Source organism: Mumia sp. zg.B17, from assembly GCF_019550915.1.
In the GTDB taxonomy this organism is placed as follows: domain Bacteria; phylum Actinomycetota; class Actinomycetes; order Propionibacteriales; family Nocardioidaceae; genus Mumia.
This window is the reverse complement of sequence record NZ_JAHWCI010000006.1, coordinates 350,279-370,329: the sequence shown is the minus strand read 5'-3', so window position 1 is coordinate 370,329 and position 20,051 is coordinate 350,279. Positions and strand designations below refer to the sequence as shown.

Below are 20,051 nucleotides of genomic sequence, written 5' to 3'. Positions count from 1 at the left end.
GCAGGTATCCGCTTCCGGGGAGATAGTGGGCTAGAGACCGAGGTTTGTTGTGACGCTGGTGACGGCACCAGTGGACCCGGAACTCGCGGCCGCACCAGGCGACCGACACATCTCAGGGGGAGAAATGAAGGCACTGGTCTACCACGGCCCCGGCAGCAAGGCTTGGGAGGACGTTCCCGATCCGCGGATTCAGCATCCGACCGACGTCATCGTGCGGATCGATACGACCACGATCTGCGGCACGGACCTGCACATTCTCAAGGGCGATGTGCCGGCGGTGACGGATGGTCGGATCCTCGGTCACGAGGGGGTCGGAACCGTCACCGAGGTGGGCTCCGCGGTCTCCACGGTGGCCGTCGGCGACCGGGTGCTGCTCTCGTGCATCAGCGCCTGCGGCGCCTGCTCGTACTGTCACCAGGGCCTCTACGCGCACTGTCTGGCCGACGAGGGCGCCAGCGGCATCGGCTGGATCTTCGGTCACCTCATCGACGGCACCCAGGCGGAGCTGGTCCGTGTGCCGTTCGCGGACAACTCCGTCTACAAGCTGCCCGAGGGCGTCAGCGACGAGGCCGCAGTCATGTTGTCCGACATCCTCCCGACCTCGTTCGAGATCGGCGTCAGGTACGGCAAGGTGAAGCCTGGCGACGTGGTCGCCGTGGTCGGCTCCGGGCCGATCGGCCTGGCCGCGATGATGACCGCCACCCTGTACGGCGCGGCCCGGATCATCGCGCTGGATCTCGACGCCAACCGGCTGCAGCAGGCGCTGAGCTTCGGGGCGACCGACGTCGTCAACAGCGGCGACCCCGACTGGCGAGAGCAGGTGCTCGCGATGACGGACGGGCTTGGCGTGGACGTGGCGATCGAGGCCGTGGGCATCCCGGCGACGTTCGACGCCTGCACCACGATCATCCGGCCCGGTGGAACCATCGCCAACGTGGGCGTGCACGGAGCGCCGGTGGAGCTGCAGCTGCAGGACCTGTGGATCATGGACATCGCGATCACGATGGGCCTGGTCAGCACCTCGACCACGCCGATGCTGCTGAAGCTGGTCGCCCAGCACAAGCTGGCGGCCGAGAAGTTCGCGACCCATCACTTCAAGCTCGACGAGATGATGGACGCCTACGACACCTTCGGCCGCGCCGCGGAGACCAAGGCGCTGAAGGTCGTGATCTCCCGCTGAGTCACGCGGGAGCTGCAGGCCCCGGCGTCCGGGGCTCACGGCAGGGCAGCAGATCCACGAAGAACGGCCCCTGACGCTGGAAGACGTGGGAGGGCGTCTTCACAGGTCAGGGGCCGTTTCAGGCACCTGTCAGGCGGCCGTCAGGCCACGCGGATCAGATGTCGTAGTAGAGCTCGAACTCGTGCGGGTGCGGACGCTGCTGGATCGGCAGGATCTCGTTCTCGCGCTTGTACTCGATCCACGTCTCGATCAGGTCCGGCGTGAAGACGTCGCCCTGGGTGAGGAACTCGTGGTCGGCCTCGAGCGAGTCGAGCACGGCGTCGAGCGAGGTCGGCACCGACTCGATCTGGTTGTACTCGTCCGGCGGCAGCTCGTAGATGTTCTTGTCGATCGGCTCCGGCGGCTCGATCTTGTTCTTGATGCCGTCGATGCCGGCGAGCAGCAGGGCGGAGAACGCGAGGTACGGGTTCGCCGACGGGTCGGGGCAGCGGAACTCGATGCGCTTGGCCTTCGGGTTCGAGCCCGTGATCGGGATGCGCACGCACGCCGAGCGGTTGCGCGAGCTGTAGACGAGGGCGATCGGCGCCTCGAAGCCCGGCACCAGACGGTGGTACGAGTTCACCGTCGGGTTGGTGAACGCAAGCAGCGACGGCGCGTGCTTCAGGATGCCGCCGATGTAGTAGCGCGCCATCTCCGAGAGGCCGCCGTAGCCCGCCTCGTCGTAGAAGAGCGGCTCGCCGTCCTTCCAGATCGACTGGTGGCAGTGCATGCCCGAGCCGTTGTCGCCGAAGATGGGCTTCGGCATGAAGGTCGCCGTCTTGCCGGCGGCCCAGGCGGTGTTGCGGATGATGTACTTGAACTTCATGACATCGTCGGCCGCCTTGAGCAGCGTGTCGAAGCGGTAGTTGATCTCCGCCTGACCGGCCGTGCCGACCTCGTGGTGCGCGCGCTCGACCTGCAGGCCGGCGTCCTCGAGGTGGAGGACCATGTCGTTGCGCAGGTCTGCGAAGTGGTCGGTGGGGGAGACGGGGAAGTAGCCGCCCTTGTAGCGCACCTTGTAGCCGCGAGCCTCCTCCTCGGCGCCGGTGTTCCAGGCGCCGGCGATGGAGTCGATCTCGTAGAAGCCGCGGTTGGCCGACGTCTCGAAGCGCGCCTTGTCGAAGACGTAGAACTCGGCCTCGGGGGCGAAGAACGCCGTGTCGCCGATGCCGGTGCTCGCGAGGTAGGCCTCAGCCTTGCGGGCGATGTTGCGCGGGTCGCGCGAGTACGCCTCGCCGGTCAGCGGGTCGTGGACGAAGAACTCGAGCGCGAGGGTCTTCTCGGGGCGGAACGGGTCGATGTAGGCGGTCGCCGGGTCCGGGAAGAGCGCCATGTCGGACTCGTGGATCGCCTGGAAGCCGCGCACCGAGGAGCCGTCGAACATCAGCCCGTCCTCGAACACCGACTCGTCGAACGACGACACGGGCACCGTGAAGTGCTGCTGGATGCCGGGAAGGTCGGTGAAACGGACATCGACGAACTTGACGCCCTCGTCCCTGATGTAGGCCAAGAGCTCGTCGCGGTTTGAGAACATGAAGCCTCCTCGGCCGGGGCACGATCAGGCCGGCCGTCGTGTGCGGGGGGCGAACTGGGGCACGTCGCTGTGTTCCACGAACGTAAGCAGAGCCAGTTACCCATCCATGACCCGAATGTTTCCGCCATGTTACGAAGTGCGGATCACGGCCGCGAACGCGCCCCCAGACGTACGACGCGACGACCAGGTCGCTCGGGACCTCCACGTAGGGTTGTCGACGTGTCCACGAGCATCCCCACCATGTCGATGCCGGAGGTCGCCGGGTTCGGCCGCCGCGTCGTCGCCCTGCTGATCGACTGGTTCGTCGCGCTGTTCACGGCGGCGCTGGTGACCAACTCACCCGCGTTCGGCGCCGGCTCCCTGAGCGGCTGGTGGACGCTGCTGGCGTTCTGGCTGCAGGTCTCGCTGCTCGATGCGACGCTCGGCTTCTCGATCGGCAAGCGGATCGTCGGCATCTGCGTCGTCGGGCCGGACGGACGTCCGATCGGTCTGCGGGCATTCGTCCGTACCGGCATGATCTGCCTGCTGGTGCCGCCGCTGCTCCAGAACAAGGAGGGCCGCGGCCTCCACGACGTGGTCGCCCGCTCCGTGATCACCTACATCCGGCCGCGGAGCACGCCGCCTGCCGGCTAGGTCAGCGGCCCTGCATCATCCGACGGGCGCCCTTGCCGCTGGTCGGGATCGGGCCGCGGGGAAGGGGCGCCTGCGGCCGCATCGCGTCGAGCGCCTTGAGCTTGTTGAGCACCGGGGTGATCTGGGCCGGCTTCAGGGCGCGCTTGGACTTGCGGATCGAGGTGACCAGCTTGGGGAGCGGAACCTCGCCCTTGTCGGTGTCGCGGCCGACGACGACGGTCGTCACCGGGACCTCCTCACCGACGATGCGGACCGTCTTCTTGCGCTCGACGGCAAGCAGGTTGCGGACGCGGTTGGGGTTGCCCTCGCCGACGAGCACGATCCCCGGCGGACCGACGACGCGGTGGACGACGTCCTGGCTCTTGGTGAAGGCCACGGCCTGGTCGACCTTCCAGCCGCGCTTGAGCATCCCGAGCGCACCGGCGGCGGCGCCGACCTGGCCCTCCACCTGCGCGTACGCCGCCTTCTCAGCGCGACGCCCGAAGACGATGAGCGCGGCGAGCACACCGGTCAGCACCGAGAGCAGAGAGACCAGGATGATGCCGAGGAGGCTGCCCTTGCCACCGAGGAACCAACCGAGCGCGAACACGGCACCACCGACGACCAGGAACCAGGCGAGGAGCCTGAGACCGATCGTCTTGTCGGAGCGCTTGGTGATCGTGTAGGCGGACCGGATCTGCGCGAGGCGACCCTGCGGCGGCGAGTCAGGTGTGGACATGCCTCCCAGGGTACGCGGTCGCCGACCGCCCTGGGGCCTCAGGCCGTCGCGGTCGTGCGCGCCTCGATCGCCTGCTTGTAGAGCCGTCCGGCGCGGTACGAGGAGCGGACCAGGGGACCGGACAGGACGCCCGCGAAACCGATCTCCTCGGCCTCGGAGCCGAGCTCCACGAACTCCTCCGGCTTGACCCACCGCTCCACCGGGTGGTGGCGGACCGAAGGACGGAGGTACTGCGTGATGGTGAGCAGCTCGCAGCCTGCGTCGTGCAGGTCGTGCATCGCCTGCGAGATCTCCTCGCGGGTCTCGCCCATCCCGAGGATCAGGTTGGACTTCGTGACCAGCCCGTACGCGCGGGCCTGCGTGATCACGTCCAGCGACCGCTCGTAGCGGAACGCCGGCCGGATGCGCTTGAAGATCCGCGGCACCGTCTCCACGTTGTGGGCGAGCACCTCCGGACGCGAAGAGAAGACCTCCTCGAGCAGCTCCGGCTTGCCGTTGAAGTCCGGGATCAGGTTCTCGACGCCGGTGTCCGGGTTGAGCTCGTGGATCTTGCGGACGGTCTCGGCGTACAGCCAGGCGCCGCCGTCGGGCAGGTCGTCGCGGGCGACCCCTGTGATCGTGGCGTAACGGAGGCCCATCGTCCGGACGCTCTCGGCGACCCGGCGGGGCTCGTCACGGTCGAGAGCCTCGGGCTTGCCGGTGTCGATCTGGCAGAAGTCGCAGCGCCGGGTGCACTGCTCACCCCCGATGAGGAAGGTGGCCTCGCGGTCTTCCCAGCACTCGTAGATGTTGGGGCAGCCCGCCTCCTGGCAGACGGTGTGAAGGCCTTCGGACTTCACGAGCTTTTTGAGCTCGGTGTATTCCGGACCGGTCTTGGCCCGGGTCTTGATCCACTCGGGCTTCTTCTCGATCGGTGTCTCGGCGTTGCGGGCCTCGAGACGGAGCAGCTTGCGTCCTTCGGGTGCGATCGTCACGTCCTTCACCCTACGTGCCTGCGGGTGATCACACGGGGAGGGCCGTCAGAGGTGCGGAGAGAGGCCGTACGAGACGGTGGCAGCCGGAGCCGCGTGCGCGAGATCAGGGCTGGCCGCGTACGGCTCCCAGGCGAGCAGATCACGCAGGTGGGGCTCGAGGGCGTCCGCGACATCGGTGGTGCTGACCGTACGGTCGAGCTCGAGGCTGAGCGAGGTGACGCCCGCGTCGGCGATGCCGCACGGGACGATCTTGGCGAACCAGTCCATATCGACGCACGCGTTGAGAGCGAGACCGTGCATCGTGACGCCACCCGCGACGCGGATGCCGATCTGGCCGAGCTTGCGCTCGGGGCCGCGGTCGTCGGCCGCGACCCAGACGCCGGAGCGCCCCTCGACCCGTCCGCAGGTCACACCCAGATCGGCGACGGTCCGGATCATCGCCTCCTCGACCCGCCGGACGTAGTCGACGACGAGGACGTGCGGGGGGAGCTTGACGATCGGGTATCCGACCAGCTGCCCGGGGCCGTGGAAGGTGATGTTGCCGCCACGGTCGATGTCGACGACCTTGCTGCCGTCGCGAGGCCGCTCCCAGCCCTCGGTGCGCTTGCCGGCGGTGAAGACGGGGGAGTGCTCAAGGAACAGGACGACGTCACTGCGCCGGTCGGCGACGCGCGCTGCGTGCAGCTCACGCTGCAGCGCCCACATCTCCTCGTAGTCGGTCTCGTCGGACCCGAGCCCGATCCTGCGGACCTCCAGCGCGCTCACGACCTCACCCTAACGCGGGTCGTGCACTGCTTCGAGCGGTCACCGCACGCCCTGTGGACGACCGCCGCGGGGACGGGGCCGAGTGCGGAATGCTGGCGCGATGGATCCGGTCAGCATGATGTGCGCGGCGATGGCGATCGCGGGGCCCGTCGCGCAGAGTGTCACGTGGATGGATCGCCTGGCGGTGCTCGACGACGGCCGGTCGGCCGCGTTCGTTCGCGCTGACCCGAGCCTGCTCGACGACGTGTACGCGCCCGGCAGCGCGCAGCGGGCCGACGACGAGCGTCTCGTACGGGACTACGCCGCGCGAGGGCTCGAGATCGACGACGTCCGGTTCGAGGTGCTGGGCTTCGGGGTGGAGAGCGCGACCGGGACGCGAGCCGTGCTCCGGGTGGTGGACCGGCTCGAGCCGGTCCGAGTGCGTCGCCCGGGCGGCTCCTGGCGTCTCTTGCCGAGGGACGGCGCGACCGATCGCCGCATCGTGCTCGTACGGACGTCGGTGGGCTGGCGCATCGCGACGGTCCACCGGCTGGCCGGCTGACGTCGGTGTCGTCCGTGTCGCGGAGCCCGGCGCTAGCCCTACGTCGAGCCGAGCGCCGTCGCGACGACCTCACCGATGTCGTGGTCGGCGAAGGCGTAGCCGTCCTCCTCGAGTCGGCGCGGGGCCGCGCGCAGCGAGCCGAGAGCGAGCGCCGACAGTCCGCCGAGCGCGATACGCATCGCCGGTGACGGCACGGGCAGCAACGACGGCCGGTGGAGCGCACCGGCGAGTGCCTTCGTGAACTCCGCGTTGGTCGACGGCTCGGGGGCGACGAGGTTGTAGGGCCCGGAGGCGTCCTCGTCCTCGGCGAGGAATGACACCGCGCCCACCCAGTCGCGCAGGCTGATCACCGGAAAGTACTGCTCGCCCGACCCCAGTCGGCCGCCCACGCCGAGGCGGAACGGCAGCGAGATGACCTTGAGCAACCCGCCGGACCCGTCGAGGACGGGCGCCGTACGAAGGAAGCACACCCGTGCGCCGGCGTCGACCGCCGGAGCCGCTGCGGCCTCCCACGCCTCGACCACGTCGGCGAGGAAGCCCGGTCCTCGCGGCGTGCCCTCGACGAGGAGCGTGTCAGCACGGTCCTCCCCGTACGCGTTGATGCCGCTGCCGGAGAGCAGGACGGGAGGGCGAGGCGCTCGAGCGACCGCCGTGGCGATCGTGGTCGTCGTGCTCACTCGCGAGTCGACCAGCTCACGCCGGTACGAGGAGGTCCACGGCCAGTGCGCGATGGGAGCGCCGGAGAGGCTGACGACCACGTCGGCGCCATCGATCACAGACTGGTCGAGATCACCGGAGTCGGGGTCCCAGCTGGCCTCGAACGGACCGCGTGCCGGTCTCCGCACCAGCCGTACCACCTCGTGCCCCTCTTCGCGCAGGTGCGCGCCGAGCGCCGTACCGAGGAAGCCGGACGCGCCGGCAAGACAGAAGCGCATGCCCCCATCCTGTCCGGGGCACGCGCTTCTGTCCTGCTGTGTCGTCGCGCCGAGGGTCAGCCGAGCTCGGCCTCGAAGGCGCCCTCCTCCAGGCGCTTCTTGACCGTGGTCAGGAAGCGTCCGGCGTCGGCACCGTCGACGAGACGGTGGTCGTACGTCATCGGCAGGTAGGCCATCGACCGGATCGCGATCGTGTCGTTGCCGTCGGCGTCGGCGACCACGACGGGGCGCTTCACCACGGCGCCGGTCGCCAGCATCGCCGCCTGAGGCTGAACCAGGATCGGCGTGTCGAACAGTCCGCCGAAGCTGCCGATGTTGGTGATCGTGAACGTCCCGCCGGAGAGCTCGTTCGGCTTGATGTCACCGCTGCGAGCGCGGGTGGCGAGGTCGTTGATCCGCTGGGCGAGGCCGGCGAGGCTCAGGTCGCCGGCGTCGTGGACGACGATCGAGAGCAGGCCACGCTCGGTGTCGACGGCGATGCCGAGGTTGATCGACGCGTGGTAGGTGATCTCCTTCGACTCCTCGTCGTACGACGCGTTGACGTTCGGGTGGGCCTTCAGGGCCTCGACCGTCGCCTTGGCGATGAACGGCAGGTAGGTCAGCTTGACGCCCTCGCGGTCGAGGAAGGCCGCCTTGTGCTTCGCGCGCAGGGCGGCGATGCGAGTGAGGTCGACCTCGTGGACCTGGGTCAGCTGGGCCGCGACCTGGAGCGACTCCTTGGTCTTGATGGCGGTCAGCTGACGGATCCGGTTGGCCTTCTTGACCGTGCCGGCCAAGCCCGACGTGTCGGGTCCGGTCGAGCCCGCGGCGGGTGCGGCAGGCGTCGCGGCGGCGGCCGCGGCCTGACGTGCCTTCTCGGCGGCGTCGAGGACGTCCTGCTTGCGGATACGGCCGCCGACGCCGGTGCCGGACACGTCGTCGAGAGAGACGCCCTCGCGCTCGGCCAGCTTGCGGACGATCGGCGTCACGTACTGGCGCCCGTCCGGCTTGACCGCGCTCGGTGCCGTCCCGGCCGTCTGCGTCTCGGGCGTCTGCGTCTCGGCAGAGGGCTCCTGGCTCCGTGCCGAGGACGGCTCGGAGGGCTGGTCCGACTCGGTCTGCGCCTTCGGAGCCTCGGTCGGCTCCTCCTGAGGCGTCTGCTCCGTCGCCGGCTGCTCGGTCTTCTGCTGCGGCTCCTCGGCAGGCTGCTCCTGCTGCGCAGGCTCCTCCTGCTGCGGCTCCGCGGGTGCGGCCGGCGCCTCGGCGGGCGCTGACGATCCACCGGCGTCACCGGACCCGATGAGGGCGAGCTGACCGCCGACCTCGACGGTCTCGTCCTCGCTGGCGGAGATCTCCAGGAGCGTCCCGGCGACGGGGGAGGGGATCTCGGTGTCGACCTTGTCGGTGGAGACCTCGAGGAGCGGCTCGTCGACGGCGACCTCGTCGCCGACCTGCTTCAGCCACCGGGTGACGGTGCCTTCGGTGACGCTCTCTCCGAGCTCCGGCAGGGTCACCGGCGTCGCGTCGCCCGAGCCGCCCGAGTCACCCGAGCCGCCGGAGTCACCGGACGAGGCAGCGGGCTCGGCCTGCGCCGGAGCCGAGTCGTCACCCTCCTCGGCGGCCGCGGCGGGTGTGGTGTCGTCGGCCGGTGGGGCACTCGCCTCGCCCGGATCCTCCTCGGGAGCCTCGTCCTCGGCGGACTGGGTCTGGGCAGGCTGCTGCTCGTCTGCCTGCGACTCCTCGGCGGCCGGAGCGGCGTCGCCGGTGGACTCGCCGTTCTCACCGATGGTCGCGAGGACGGCGCCGACCTCGACGGTCTCGTCCTCGCCGGCGGAGATCTCCAGGAGCGTCCCGGCGACGGGGGAGGGGATCTCGGTGTCGACCTTGTCGGTGGAGACCTCGAGGAGCGGCTCGTCGACGGCGACCTCGTCGCCGACCTGCTTCAGCCACCGGGTGACGGTGCCTTCGGTGACGCTCTCTCCGAGCTCTGGAAGCGTGACGGGCGTTGCCATGGGTAGAACCCCTGTCTGATCTCAGGCGTGTGCGTGGAGTGGTGATCCGGCGAGAGCCAGCGCGGCCTCGCCGAGAGCTTCGTTCTGGGTGGGGTGGGCGTGGACGAAAGCGGCGACGTCCTCGGGAAATGCGTCCCAGTTCACCCACAAGGATGCCTCGCCGACCTGCTCGCCCATCCGAGCGCCGATCATGTGGACGCCGAGGACCGGGCCGTCCACCTCGCGGACGACCTTGACGAGGCCGGACGAGCGGAGGATCTGGGTCTTGCCGTTGCCGGCGAGGTTGTACTCGTACGTCGTGACCCGGTCGTCTCCGTGGGCGGCACGGGCCTGCGCCTCGGTCAGACCGACCGAGGCGATCTCGGGGTCGCAGTAGGTCACTCGGGGGATCCCGCTGTCGACGACCGGCCGGGGTCCGCGACCCGCGACGTCTTCGGCGACGAAGATCCCGTGGGCGAACCCGCGGTGGGCGAGCTGCAGCCCTCGGACGACGTCACCGACGGCATAGACCCCGTCGACCGACGTCCGGAGCCGCTCGTCGGTGACCACGAAGCCGCGGTCGACGGTGATCCCGTGCTCGGCGAGGCCGAGCCCGTCCGTACGAGGGCCGCGCCCGACGGCCACGAGGACGAGGTCGGCCTCGAGGGTCTCCCCGCCGTCGAGCGTCACGTACGCGGTGGTGTCGTCCTGCTTGACGCCGGTGATCGGCGTCCCGGTCCGGAACGCGATCCCTCGCTTGCGGAACGCGCGCTCGAGGTGGACCGAGAGGGTCTCGTCCTCCAGCGGCACGAGGTGCGGCAGCGCCTCGACGACGGTGACCTCGGAACCGAACGAGCGCCAGACCGATGCCAGCTCGACGCCGATCACGCTCCCTCCCACGACGACGACGCGACGCGGGAGCTCCTCGAGGGCGAGCGCGCCGTCGGAGGTCACGACGCGGCCGGTGATCTCGACCCCCGGCAGCGTCCGAGCGTACGACCCGGTGGCGAGGACCAGGGTGCGTCCGGTGACCACGGTGTCGCCGACGGCGACCGACCGCGGTCCGACCAGGCGTCCCGTGCCTTCGACGACGTCGATGCCGGCGCCGCGGACGAGCCCTTGGAGACCTCGGTAGAGGCGCTCGACGACACCGGCCCGGTAGGCGCCGACCGCGGCGAGGTCCACCCCGTCGTAGGTCGCGCGGACGCCGAACGCGGAGGCGTCCCTGGCGGCGTCGGCGACCTCGGCCGCGTGCAGCATCGCCTTGGTCGGGATGCACCCCAGGTGGAGGCAGGTACCGCCGAGCTTGGCCTCCTCGACGAGGGCGACGCTCAGGCCGAGCTGCCGGGCCCGGAGTGCGGTGGCGTACCCGCCGCTTCCGCCGCCGAGCACCACGACATCGTGGTCAGGGGGGGCGGAACGGGTCACGAATTGCCTCCAGACGGTGTGGGCGACGAGATCTTCGCCGCCTGCTGCCGCCCCTCATCCTGTCACTGCGGGCACCACGGTGCACACGTGGGGGCGCTACCCGTGAGTACGGCAGACTGGACCCAGACAGCAGCAGGGACCGCCCCGCTCACGACCCTCAGGAGCACACCCGATGGGGCTCTTCCGACGCAAGAAGCGCAACCGCACCGGTGGTGGCGCCGTGGTCTCCGACCGCGCCTCGGACACCGCCGACCGGGCCCACCTGGAGAAGTTCATCGAGTCACGGGCGGGTGTCGAGGGTTTCGTCGAGCCACCGACCGCGGTCTCGCAGGTCACCCTGCTGCTGGTCGCCAAGGACGGCGAGTGGACGCGTCGGCGGGTTCCCTCGGCGTCGTGGGCCCACGACTTCGGCAACAAGCATCGCGTGCCGACGTACGACGCCGCGGTGGTCGGCTACCCGCAGCGCATGCGTGAATACAACCGGCGCGTTGCGGCCGAGCGCAAGCGCCGCGACCGGGAGGAGTCGGCGGGGGACTGACCCTCCCGGTCACCCGCCGTCAGTCGACGCTGCGGGCCAGGCGCTCCGCGAGCCCGACGAGCGTCCGCACGCTCATCCCGGTGCCGCCCTTGGGCACCTCGTCGTACGCGCCGCCGTCGTTGTAGGCCGGGCCGGCGATGTCCAGGTGCGCCCACCTCGTCTCGCCGACGAACTCCTGGAGGAACGCCGCGGCGAAGAGGGCGCCGCCCGCTGGCTTCGGGTTGTGCTGGCGCAGGTCTGCCACGTCGGAGCTCGTGACCCGCGTGGTGACCTCATCGGTGATCGGCAGCGCCCAGAAGGCCTCGCCCACGGAGTCGGCGACGTCGAGGACCTGGTCGCGCAACGCGTCGTCGTTGCTCATCACCGCGGCGGTCTGCTGCCCGAGCGCGACCATGGCGGCACCGGTGAGAGTCGCCACGTCGACGAGCACGTCCGGCTTGGCCTCCGTCGCAACGACCAGTCCGTCGGCGAGCACGAGCCTGCCTTCGGCGTCGGTGTTGAGCACCTCGACGGTGGTGCCGCCACGGATCGCGATCACGTCTCCGGGACGCATCGCCGTACCGCTCGGCATGTTCTCGGCCATGGAGGCGATGCAGGTGACCTGGACCGGCAGACCCAGGGAGGCGATCGCGAACGTCGCCGCCAGCACCGACGCGGCGCCGGCCATGTCGCACTTCATCGTCATCATGCTGGCGCCCGGCTTGAGGCTGAGGCCTCCGGAGTCGAACGTGATCCCCTTGCCGACCAGCGCCAGGTGCGCGACCGGCTTCTTGGGCCTGTAGGTGACCTGCACCAGCCGCGGGGGGTTGCTCGAGCCCTGACCGACGCCGAGGATGCCGCCGCAGCTCTCCTTGGCGAGGCGGACCTCGTCCCACACGGCGACCTTCACTCCAGCCGTGCCGTCGGCCTTGGCAGCTTCGGTGACCGCGTCGGCGAACGCCGCCGGGGTCAGGTCGCCCGGGCCCGTGTTGACCCAGTCGCGCGTCCGGTTGACGGCGGTGGCGACCGCCTTCGCCGCCTCGAGGGACGCGAGCGCCTCAGCGTCGCGGGACAGTCGCGTCAGGACCAGGACAGCGCTGGGCCGGTCGGCGGCGGCATCCTTCGCGTCGCTCCCGGTGCGGTAGCGGTCGAAGCGGTAGCCGCCCAGCAGGACGCCCTCGGCGACCGCGCGAACCGCGTCCGGGTCGGCCGTCGGGAGCGCCACGGCGACGGTGGAGGCGTTGTGGACGGCCTTGATCGCGCGGGCGGCAGCCTTGCGCAGGTCGGAGCTGGTCGGCTCCTCGCCGAGACCGACGGCGATGACGATGCCGGCCTTGATCGCGCCGGAGGTCGGGACAACGGCGACGTCGCCCTTCTTGCCCTTGAATCCGAGCGCAGTCAGGGTCGGTCCGAACGACCTGCCGAAGGCCTTGCCGACCTCGTCGGCGGGAGCCGCCGGCTTGAGATCAGGCCCGACACCGACGACGACGACGTCTGCTCGCGTGGTCGTCGGGGCGGCGGAGCTGAGGGACAGGGTGGGCTCTGGGTTCTTCGGGGCCATGGCGGCCAGCCTACCGACGGGTGGGGATAGGTTCTGATGCATGACGCTTGCGCACTCCCCGTTGCACGACCGCCACCTGCAGCTCGGCGCCAAGATGGCCGAGTTCGGAGGATGGGAGATGCCGTTGGAGTACGCCGGGGGCGGCGTGCTCGCCGAGCACAAGGCGGTCCGCGAGGCGGTGGGGGTCTTCGACGTCAGCCACCTCGGCAAGGCGACGGTCGAGGGCCCGGGGGCGGCGGCGTACCTGGACCGCTGCCTCACCAACGCGTTCGACCGGATCGGTCCCGGTCAGGCGCAGTACACGCTGTGCTGCGACGACGACGGAGGCGTCATCGATGACCTCATCGCCTATCTCCGCGCCGACGACGACGTCCTTCTCGTCCCCAACGCGGCCAACACCGCCGAGGTGGTCCGCCGGCTCGTCGAACGCGCTCCCGACGGCGTGACGATCACCGACCGCCACCACGACCTGGCCGTGCTCGCGGTCCAGGGTCCGCGCAGCGACGAGACCCTCCAGGCGATGGGCCTGCCGGTCGCGCACGACTACATGTCGTACGCGCAGGCCGAGCTCGGCAGCGAGGCGATCACCGTGTGCCGGACCGGCTACACCGGCGAGCGCGGGTACGAGATCGTCCTCCCTGCCACCGCCGCGGTCGCCGCGTGGGACGCGATCATGGCGGCCGGCGAGCCGTACGCGATCCGGGCCTGCGGTCTCGGCGCCCGCGACACGCTTCGGACGGAGATGGGCTACCCGCTCCACGGTCAGGACCTCTCGCGTGAGATCACCCCGGTCATGGCCCGCCTCGGGTGGGCCGTCGGGTGGGACAAGCCGGAGTTCTGGGGCCGCGATGCGCTGCTGGCGCAGAAGGCCGCCAAGGACTCCCCCCTGCTCCGAGGACTGGTCGCCTCCGGTCGCGGGATCCCGCGACCGGGCATGGCCGTCGCCGCCGACGGGTCGGAGGTCGGAAGGGTCACCTCCGGCACGTTCTCACCCACGCTGCGCAAGGGCGTCGCGCTCGCGCTGCTCGACCGCGCGGTGGGACTCGGCGACGAGGTCACCGTCGACGTCCGCGGTCGTACGGAGGCGTTCGTCGTGACGGCGCCGCCGTTCGTGCCGTCGTCGACGCGCTGAGCCGCGGCCCTCTAGGCTTCCGCCCATGGCGTGGACGTGGCAGTTCGAGACGAAGGACGGGACTCCGGTGTCGCCCGAGGACGACGGCGGCACGTTCGCGAGCCGCGGAGACGCGGAGTCGTGGGTGGGGGAGTTCTACGGCGACCTGGCCGACCAGGGGGTCGACCAGGTCACGCTGCTGGAGGACGGTCGAGCGGTGTTCGGCCCGATGTCCCTGCACGCCTGAGGCGGCGCGCCCCTCAGTAGGACTCGCCGTGCCCGACCTGCGGCTTGGGCAGCCGCAGCCGGCGGATCTGGGTGCTCCGCAGGATCGCGTAGCCCGTGAGACCGCGGGTGCTCGCCTCCGGGAACGCCGCGCGCACCTCGCGCTTGACCCGGCGGACCAGCACGAAGGAGTCGATGATCGTGCCGAAGATCGTGACCAGCCACAAGGCGTAGATCGCCGTGACGGCCCACGGGGCGCGGATGAGGCTCACCAGCAGGATGACCACCAGCACCGGCATCAGGTACTCGCCGACGTTGCGGCGCGAGTCGACGACGTTGCGGACCAGTCGGCGGACCGGACCCTTGTCGCGTCGGGGCAGGTAGCGGTCGTCCCCGCTGCTCATCGCCTCGCGCACCTTGATCCGCTCGGCCGCGCGGCGGGTCTTGTCGGCCCGGGCCAGGTCACGCCGCGAGCTCGGGGACTTGAGAGCCGCCTTGCGTGCCGCCTCCGCCTCCTTGCGTGTCGGGGTCGGCCGGCCCTTGCCGTACGGCTTGGGCTCGACGGTGGTCGGCTCGGCGGGAGCGTCGGTCTGGTTGCTGCGTCGGAACACGGGTGCCTCGGTCTTCGGGGTCGGTGCCGCGGGCCTGCTGGACGGCGGGGCCGGTGCGGCGTCGGCGATGATACGAGCCTACCTGGCGCGGAGCCGCTCCCGCGAAGCCGTCGCTGCCCGTAAGGTTGGGGGGAACAGCGGACTTGTGAAGGGGACAGACTCCACGATGGGCATCATGAAGCGGATGAGCACGATCTTCCGCAGCAAGGCCAACTCAGCGCTCGACCGGGCAGAAGACCCGCGCGAGACGCTGGACTACAGCTACCAGAAGCAGCTCGAGCTGCTTCAGAAGGTCCGTCGTGGAGTGGCCGACGTCGCGACCAGCCGCAAGCGGGTCGAGCTGCAGATGAACCAGCTCCAGCAGCAGTCGACCAAGCTCCAGGACCAGGCCAAGAAGGCGCTCGCCGCCAACCGTGAGGACCTGGCGCGCGAGGCGCTGACCCGCCGGTCCGGCCTGGACCAGCAGATCGCCGACCTCGGCACGCAGCACGCCTCGCTCCAGGCGGAGGAGGAGAAGCTCACGCTCGCGTCGAAGCGCCTCCAGGCCAAGGTCGAGTCCTTCCGGACCCGCAAGGAGACGATCAAGGCGACCTACACCGCCGCCGAGGCGCAGACACGGATCAACGAGGCCTTCTCCGGCATCTCCGAGGAGATGGGCGACGTGGGCATGGCCGTCCAGCGCGCCGAGGACAAGACCGCGCAGATGCAGGCCCGTGCGGGAGCGGTGGACGAGCTCCTCGCGTCGGGTGCGCTCGAGGACGTCACCGCGGGGCCCAACGACGACATCACCCGCGAGCTCGACGCGTTGGCGTCGACCTCCAGCGTCGACTCCGAGCTCGAGGCGATGAAGCGGCAGCTGGGGACCGGGGCGGACAAGCCGGCCCTCGGCAGCGGCGACGCCCCGCAGGCAGGGGCCGAGGAGAAGAAGCAGGAGGGGCAGGCGTGATCGTCCGGATCATGTCCGAGGGCCAGTTCGACGTCGCCGACGACGCCCTCGATCAGCTCAACTCCCTCGACGACGTCGTGGAGAGCGCGGTGGCGGCCCACGACGAGGAAGCGTTCGGCGACGCCCTCAACCGTCTGCTCGACCTGGTCCGCGAGATCGGCAAGGAGGTGCCGGCCGAGGAGCTCGTCCAGTCCGACCTCGTGCTGCCCCCCTCCGACGCCTCGCTCGGCGAGGTCGAGGAGCTGCTCGGCACCGACGGCTTCATCCCCGGCTGACCCCCACGCGTACGACGGTCGTTCCCGCCGATCGAGGCGGGAACGACTGAGCCCCTGTCGGCGTTGAGATCGACAGGGGGCATGAGTCATGCCGAGAGAGGAAACATGTCGAAGACCCGATTTCGCAGCGACGCGGGTCTGACCCGCCGGATGGGCGCGGTCAGCCTGGGGCTGGTGGTGCTCTACCTGGCGTTCGGCGCCGTCCTGATCACGGTCATGCCCAACGCGGCACTGGCCGCGGTCGTGGTCGTCGCGCTGGCCTGGGCTCAGTGGTACTTCTCCGACAAGCTCGCGCTGGCGTCGATGGGCGCCCGAGTGGTCACGCCGGAGCAGGCGCCCGAGCTGCACGGCATGATCGATCGCCTCTGCGCACTGGCGGACATGCCCAAGCCGGCCGTCGCCGTCGCCGACACCGACCTCCCCAACGCCTTCGCCACCGGGCGTTCGCCGAGCCACTCCGCGGTCTGCGTCACGACCGGCATCCTGCGTCGGCTCGATGGCGAGGAGCTGGAGGGTGTGCTCAGCCACGAGCTCGCCCACGTCGCGAACCGTGACGTGTCGGTCATGACGGTGGCCTCGTCGCTCGGCCTGCTCGCCGGCTTCCTCATCCGGTGGTTCCCGTTCATGGGTGGCGGTCGCGACCGCAACAACAACGCGGCCCTGATGTTCCTGGTCGTGTGGCTCGCGAGCCTGATCGCCTACTTCATCAGCTTCCTGCTGACCCGGGCGCTGTCGCGCTACCGCGAGCTGAGTGCCGACCGGTCGGGTGCGTACCTCACCGGCAAGCCCTCGGCCCTGGCCTCCGCACTCACCAAGATCACCGGAGACATGGGACGTATCCCCAGCAAGGACCTTCGCCAGGTCGAGAACATGAGCGCGTTCTTCTTCGCCACCCCGGCGTTCTCTCGCGACTCGCTCGCCGGCCTGATGAGCTCCCACCCGCCGGTGGAGAAGCGCCTCGAGCAGCTCGCCCACATCTCCGCCGATCTCGGCCGACCCCTCTGAGCCGGCGATGGGACTCTGGGATGCCCTGATGGGCCGATCGAAGCCGGCGCAGGCCGACCTCGATGCTCTGTTCGCGCTGCCCTCGGCAGCGATCACGCTCGACGCCGCCGCGTCGATCAAGCCGACCGGCATCGGGTCGGTGTGCTACCGGCAGACCGAGGGTGCCGCGTTCACCACGATGCAGGCCGACGTGCAGGAGCTCCTCGACGCCGACGGAGGGCCGAAGGTCGAGCGCACGATGGACCAGTACGGCTTCACGTGGCTCGTCGTCCAGCACGACCCCGAGGACGTCGGCGGGCTGGTGACCGACCTCCACGCCGTCAACAGCACCCTCGTCGACAACGGGTTCGGACCGCAGCTGCTCTGCTCGGTGGTCGACTTCGTCACTGCCGACGACAGGGCGCTCGGGCTCGTCTACCTCTACAAGCGCGGGACCTTCTACCCGTTCGCCCCGGCCGCCGAGCCGCGCCGTGACAACACCCTCGAGCTCCAGGTGCGGGGCATCGTCACCGACGACCTCCCGATCGAGAAGGACCTGGGCCGCTGGCTCGCGATCTGGGGCGCTCCCGGGCTCGGCGGCGGCACTCGATAGATTCCACCCCGGAGCGTCCGCCTGCCGCGACGCACCGTCGAACCCCGTCTCGCGAGGATCCCCATGAGCATCGACACCCTGGATCGTGACGCGCTCGGCTCGCTGCTGTCCGAGCAGCGCGCCGCCTACGAGGACCTGCGTGCGCGCGGGCTCACGCTCGACCTGACACGGGGCAAACCGTCCAGCGAGCAGCTGGACCTCTCCAACGGGCTCCTCGACCTGCCCGGCAAGGACGACTTCCGGGCCGCCGACGGCACCGACACCCGCAACTACGGTGGTCTGGAGGGCCTCCCGGAGCTTCGCGAGATCTTCGCCGAGCTCCTCGGGATCCCCGTCCCGCAGCTGCTCGCGCAGGGCAGCTCGAGCCTGACCCTGATGTACCAGACCGTCGCCTGGGCCATGCTGCACGGATTCACCGACTCTCCACGGCCGTGGGGGGCCGAGGAGACCGTCCGCTTCCTTTGCCCGGTGCCCGGGTACGACCGCCACTACGCACTGCTGGAGTCCCTCGGGATCGAGATGGTGCCGGTCGACATGACCGACGACGGCCCTGATGCGGACGCGATCGCGTCGCTGGTGGCCGACGACCCGACCATCAAGGGCATGTGGCTCGTCCCGACCTACGCCAACCCGACCGGTGGGGTGACCTCGCCGGAGGTCGCCGCGCGCCTCACGGCGATGCCGGCCGCGGCCCCCGACTTCCGGATCTTCTGGGACAACGCCTACGCCGTGCACCACCTGAGCGACGACGAGCTGAAGTCGGCCGATGCGCTCGCGCTGGCGGCTGCCGGTGGACACCCCGAGCGGGTCCTCGTCTTCGCCTCCACCTCCAAGATCACCTTCGCCGGGTCGGGAGTCTCGTTCTTCGGCAGCTCGCCGAAGAACGTCGCCTGGTTCAAGAGCCACCTCAAGTTCGCGTCGATCGGGCCCGACAAGGTCAACCAGCTGCGCCATGTGCGGTTCCTCCGCGACGCCGACGGGGTCCGCTCCCTGATGCGCCAGCACCGCGACCTCATCTCGCCCAAGTTCGCGGTCGTCGAGGAGGTGCTCTCGTCCCGGCTCGCTCCGTACGACGTCGCCACCTGGACGCATCCGCGCGGCGGCTACTTCGTGAGTCTCGACGTCGTCGACGGCACCGCCGCCCGGGTGGTCGAGCTCGCCAAGGGCGCCGGGATCGCCCTGACGCCGGCCGGTGCCTCGTTCCCGTACGGGCGCGACCCGCGCGACCGCAACATCCGGATCGCGCCGACGTACCCGTCGCTCGACGACCTGCGCCTGGCCATGGAGGGCCTCGCGACGTGCGTGCTGCTCGCGGCGGCCGAGAAGGCGCTGGCCTGACCGGTGCGTGTGCTGGTCGCCCCCGATGCGTTCGCGGGCACGCTGCGTGCACCGGAAGCCGCGGAGGCCATCGCCGAGGGCTGGCTCCGTACCGCGCCCGACGACGTGATGACGCTCGTGCCGATGTCGGACGGAGGCCCCGGGTTCGTCGACGTCCTCCACGCCTCCCTCGGCGGTGAGCGCCTCCTCGTCTCCGGAGTACGCGGGCCGCTCGGGGCGCTCGTGGAGGCGCCGCTGCTCCTCGTGGACGGCCTCGACGGCCGGTCGACCGCCTACGTGGAGTCGGCGACCGCGTGCGGTCTCGAGGCCGACCCCCGGCGCAGCCCCGAGGACGCGTCGACGTACGGCGTGGGCCAGCTGGTCACCGCGGCCGTCGACGCCGGGGCCGCCCGCGTCGTGGTCGGACTCGGTGGGAGCGCGACCACCGACGGCGGCGCGGGGATGCTCGCGGCCCTGGGCGCACGGGCCGACGTCGCGCTGGACGCTGGCCCCCGTGGCCTGACCGGGGTCGGCCAGGTGGACGTCACCGCGGCGAGCGAGCGGCTCGGCGACGTGGAGCTCGTCGCCGCCACCGACGTACGCAACCCGTTGCTGGGCCTCCTGGGCGCGGCGCGGACGTTCGGGCCGCAGAAGGGGCTCGACGACGCTGCCGTCATCAGGGTCGACGGGATCCTCGACGCTTTCGTGGTCGCGGTGTGCGGTCCAGGCCCGGCGCAGCGTCGCGTGGCCGATCGGCCGGGCGCCGGTGCGGCAGGCGGACTCGGGTTCGCCCTGCAGCTGCTCGGCGCCACCGTCGAGCCCGGCATCGGCATGGTCGCGCAGGCGGTGGGCCTCGCCGACCGCGCGCGCGAGAGCGACCTGGTGCTGACGGGAGAGGGCGCCTTCGACGTCACGTCGCGCGAGGGCAAGGTCGTCTACGGGGTCGCGGAGATCGCCGGCGGCGCGCTGCGGCCGTGCGTCGTCCTCGCCGGCCGGGTCGAGGTGGGAGCGCGCGAACGCCGCGCGATGGGGATCGAGGCGGCGTACGCGATGGTCGACGTCGTGGGGGAGGCCGACTCCCTCGGCCGGCCGGCGGAGTCGCTGCGTCGGCTTGCCGAGCGGGTGGCGCGGACCTGGTCCGACCGCTGAACGGTCAGGTGGCCCTGTCGGACCC

The 20,051-nt window shown here is 70.6% G+C and carries 21 protein-coding genes; 12 read left to right on the top strand and 9 right to left on the bottom strand.

The annotated features are described in order from the left end of the window. Positions 1–124: 124 nt before the first annotated feature. On the top strand, positions 125–1,180 hold the full coding sequence (locus tag KV097_RS10205) for a zinc-dependent alcohol dehydrogenase family protein (RefSeq protein ID WP_220365799.1): 1,056 nt from the start codon (positions 125–127) through the stop codon (positions 1,178–1,180). Between the two features lie 154 nt (positions 1,181–1,334). Here KV097_RS10205 and glnA read toward each other — a convergent pair whose 3' ends face one another. Beyond that, positions 1,335–2,753, bottom strand: coding sequence for a type I glutamate--ammonia ligase (glnA, locus tag KV097_RS10200; RefSeq protein WP_220344314.1), 1,419 nt, complete (start codon positions 2,751–2,753; stop codon positions 1,335–1,337). A 219-nt stretch (positions 2,754–2,972) separates the two neighbouring features. On the opposite strand from glnA, the gene KV097_RS10195 reads away from it, so the two are divergent. Then, positions 2,973–3,386, top strand: coding sequence for an RDD family protein (locus KV097_RS10195; RefSeq protein ID WP_220344315.1), 414 nt, complete (start codon positions 2,973–2,975; stop codon positions 3,384–3,386). 1 nt (position 3,387) lies between these two features. Here KV097_RS10195 and KV097_RS10190 read toward each other — a convergent pair whose 3' ends face one another. From KV097_RS10190 to lipB, 3 genes are read right to left on the bottom strand one after another with little or no spacing between them, the layout of a single operon-like run. Then, entirely contained in the window at positions 3,388–4,104 is a 717-nt protein-coding gene (locus tag KV097_RS10190) for a DUF4191 domain-containing protein (RefSeq protein WP_220344316.1), read from the bottom strand. Positions 4,105–4,142: 38 nt separating this feature from the next. After that, complete coding sequence (gene lipA / locus KV097_RS10185; protein WP_220365798.1) at positions 4,143–5,078, bottom strand: lipoyl synthase; 936 nt, start codon at positions 5,076–5,078, stop codon at positions 4,143–4,145. A gap of 45 nt (positions 5,079–5,123) precedes the next feature. Next, positions 5,124–5,843, bottom strand: a complete 720-nt coding sequence (lipB, locus tag KV097_RS10180; RefSeq protein ID WP_220365797.1) for a lipoyl(octanoyl) transferase LipB — start codon at positions 5,841–5,843, stop codon at positions 5,124–5,126. A gap of 100 nt (positions 5,844–5,943) precedes the next feature. Here lipB and KV097_RS10175 point away from each other — a divergent pair, with 100 nt between their 5' ends. Continuing rightward, complete coding sequence (locus tag KV097_RS10175) at positions 5,944–6,384, top strand: hypothetical protein (protein ID WP_220365796.1); 441 nt, start codon at positions 5,944–5,946, stop codon at positions 6,382–6,384. A 38-nt stretch (positions 6,385–6,422) separates the two neighbouring features. Here KV097_RS10175 and KV097_RS10170 read toward each other — a convergent pair whose 3' ends face one another. Genes KV097_RS10170 through lpdA form a run of 3 tightly spaced genes read right to left on the bottom strand, consistent with a single transcriptional unit; the run spans position 6,423 to position 10,717 of the window. Next, positions 6,423–7,319: a TIGR01777 family oxidoreductase gene (locus KV097_RS10170; RefSeq protein WP_220344320.1), complete on the bottom strand. Its 897-nt coding sequence runs from the start codon at positions 7,317–7,319 to the stop codon at positions 6,423–6,425. Positions 7,320–7,375: 56 nt separating this feature from the next. Next, positions 7,376–9,310 carry a 2-oxoglutarate dehydrogenase, E2 component, dihydrolipoamide succinyltransferase gene (gene sucB, locus KV097_RS10165; protein WP_220365795.1) on the bottom strand — a complete coding sequence of 645 codons (1,935 nt, stop codon included), beginning with the start codon at positions 9,308–9,310 and terminating at the stop codon, positions 7,376–7,378. A gap of 21 nt (positions 9,311–9,331) precedes the next feature. Then, a complete protein-coding gene (gene lpdA / locus KV097_RS10160; protein ID WP_220344322.1) occupies positions 9,332–10,717 on the bottom strand; it encodes a dihydrolipoyl dehydrogenase in 1,386 nt (461 codons plus the stop codon). Between the two features lie 172 nt (positions 10,718–10,889). Here lpdA and KV097_RS10155 point away from each other — a divergent pair, with 172 nt between their 5' ends. Then, positions 10,890–11,255: a hypothetical protein gene (locus tag KV097_RS10155; RefSeq protein WP_220344323.1), complete on the top strand. Its 366-nt coding sequence runs from the start codon at positions 10,890–10,892 to the stop codon at positions 11,253–11,255. A gap of 19 nt (positions 11,256–11,274) precedes the next feature. On the opposite strand, the gene KV097_RS10150 is transcribed toward KV097_RS10155, so the two are convergent. Then, the gene (locus KV097_RS10150) at positions 11,275–12,795 is read right to left on the bottom strand and encodes a leucyl aminopeptidase (RefSeq protein ID WP_220347018.1); all 1,521 of its coding nucleotides are present in this window, start codon (positions 12,793–12,795) and stop codon (positions 11,275–11,277) included. A gap of 40 nt (positions 12,796–12,835) precedes the next feature. Here KV097_RS10150 and gcvT point away from each other — a divergent pair, with 40 nt between their 5' ends. Beyond that, on the top strand, positions 12,836–13,927 hold the full coding sequence (gene gcvT, locus KV097_RS10145) for a glycine cleavage system aminomethyltransferase GcvT (RefSeq protein ID WP_220365794.1): 1,092 nt from the start codon (positions 12,836–12,838) through the stop codon (positions 13,925–13,927). A gap of 25 nt (positions 13,928–13,952) precedes the next feature. Beyond that, positions 13,953–14,153, top strand: coding sequence for a hypothetical protein (locus KV097_RS10140; protein WP_220344326.1), 201 nt, complete (start codon positions 13,953–13,955; stop codon positions 14,151–14,153). 13 nt (positions 14,154–14,166) lie between these two features. Here the strand turns inward: KV097_RS10140 and KV097_RS10135 are convergent, their stop codons facing one another. Beyond that, positions 14,167–14,742, bottom strand: a complete 576-nt coding sequence (locus KV097_RS10135; RefSeq protein WP_220344327.1) for a DUF3043 domain-containing protein — start codon at positions 14,740–14,742, stop codon at positions 14,167–14,169. 166 nt (positions 14,743–14,908) lie between these two features. Here KV097_RS10135 and KV097_RS10130 point away from each other — a divergent pair, with 166 nt between their 5' ends. From KV097_RS10130 to KV097_RS10105, 6 genes are all read left to right on the top strand, one after another. After that, a complete protein-coding gene (locus tag KV097_RS10130) occupies positions 14,909–15,688 on the top strand; it encodes a PspA/IM30 family protein (RefSeq protein WP_220344328.1) in 780 nt (259 codons plus the stop codon). Next, the gene (locus KV097_RS10125) at positions 15,685–15,963 is read left to right on the top strand and encodes a hypothetical protein (protein ID WP_220344329.1); all 279 of its coding nucleotides are present in this window, start codon (positions 15,685–15,687) and stop codon (positions 15,961–15,963) included. Before KV097_RS10130 ends, KV097_RS10125 begins: the two co-directional genes overlap by 4 nt. A gap of 105 nt (positions 15,964–16,068) precedes the next feature. Then, complete coding sequence (htpX, locus tag KV097_RS10120; RefSeq protein WP_220344330.1) at positions 16,069–16,968, top strand: zinc metalloprotease HtpX; 900 nt, start codon at positions 16,069–16,071, stop codon at positions 16,966–16,968. 7 nt (positions 16,969–16,975) lie between these two features. Continuing rightward, the gene (locus tag KV097_RS10115) at positions 16,976–17,560 is read left to right on the top strand and encodes a hypothetical protein (RefSeq protein ID WP_220344331.1); all 585 of its coding nucleotides are present in this window, start codon (positions 16,976–16,978) and stop codon (positions 17,558–17,560) included. 63 nt (positions 17,561–17,623) lie between these two features. Continuing rightward, entirely contained in the window at positions 17,624–18,898 is a 1,275-nt protein-coding gene (locus KV097_RS10110) for an aminotransferase class I/II-fold pyridoxal phosphate-dependent enzyme (protein WP_220365793.1), read from the top strand. 3 nt (positions 18,899–18,901) lie between these two features. After that, positions 18,902–20,026: a glycerate kinase gene (locus KV097_RS10105; RefSeq protein ID WP_220365792.1), complete on the top strand. Its 1,125-nt coding sequence runs from the start codon at positions 18,902–18,904 to the stop codon at positions 20,024–20,026. Positions 20,027–20,051 lie beyond the last annotated feature (25 nt).

What these genes read in the sequence shown, in the direction of transcription:
- KV097_RS10170 (WP_220344320.1), bottom strand. Translation starts at nt 7,319, where the DNA reads ATGCGCTTCTGTCTTGCCGGCGCGTCCGGCTTCCTCGGTACGGCGCTC.
- KV097_RS10115 (WP_220344331.1), top strand. Translation starts at nt 16,976, where the DNA reads ATGGGACTCTGGGATGCCCTGATGGGCCGATCGAAGCCGGCGCAGGCC.
- KV097_RS10140 (WP_220344326.1), top strand. Translation starts at nt 13,953, where the DNA reads ATGGCGTGGACGTGGCAGTTCGAGACGAAGGACGGGACTCCGGTGTCG.
- htpX (WP_220344330.1), top strand. Translation starts at nt 16,069, where the DNA reads ATGTCGAAGACCCGATTTCGCAGCGACGCGGGTCTGACCCGCCGGATG.
- KV097_RS10190 (WP_220344316.1), bottom strand. Translation starts at nt 4,104, where the DNA reads ATGTCCACACCTGACTCGCCGCCGCAGGGTCGCCTCGCGCAGATCCGG.
- KV097_RS10155 (WP_220344323.1), top strand. Translation starts at nt 10,890, where the DNA reads ATGGGGCTCTTCCGACGCAAGAAGCGCAACCGCACCGGTGGTGGCGCC.
- KV097_RS10205 (WP_220365799.1), top strand. Translation starts at nt 125, where the DNA reads ATGAAGGCACTGGTCTACCACGGCCCCGGCAGCAAGGCTTGGGAGGAC.
- KV097_RS10175 (WP_220365796.1), top strand. Translation starts at nt 5,944, where the DNA reads ATGGATCCGGTCAGCATGATGTGCGCGGCGATGGCGATCGCGGGGCCC.
- gcvT (WP_220365794.1), top strand. Translation starts at nt 12,836, where the DNA reads ATGACGCTTGCGCACTCCCCGTTGCACGACCGCCACCTGCAGCTCGGC.
- sucB (WP_220365795.1), bottom strand. Translation starts at nt 9,310, where the DNA reads ATGGCAACGCCCGTCACGCTTCCAGAGCTCGGAGAGAGCGTCACCGAA.
- glnA (WP_220344314.1), bottom strand. Translation starts at nt 2,753, where the DNA reads ATGTTCTCAAACCGCGACGAGCTCTTGGCCTACATCAGGGACGAGGGC.
- KV097_RS10150 (WP_220347018.1), bottom strand. Translation starts at nt 12,795, where the DNA reads ATGGCCCCGAAGAACCCAGAGCCCACCCTGTCCCTCAGCTCCGCCGCC.
- KV097_RS10110 (WP_220365793.1), top strand. Translation starts at nt 17,624, where the DNA reads ATGAGCATCGACACCCTGGATCGTGACGCGCTCGGCTCGCTGCTGTCC.
- KV097_RS10130 (WP_220344328.1), top strand. Translation starts at nt 14,909, where the DNA reads ATGGGCATCATGAAGCGGATGAGCACGATCTTCCGCAGCAAGGCCAAC.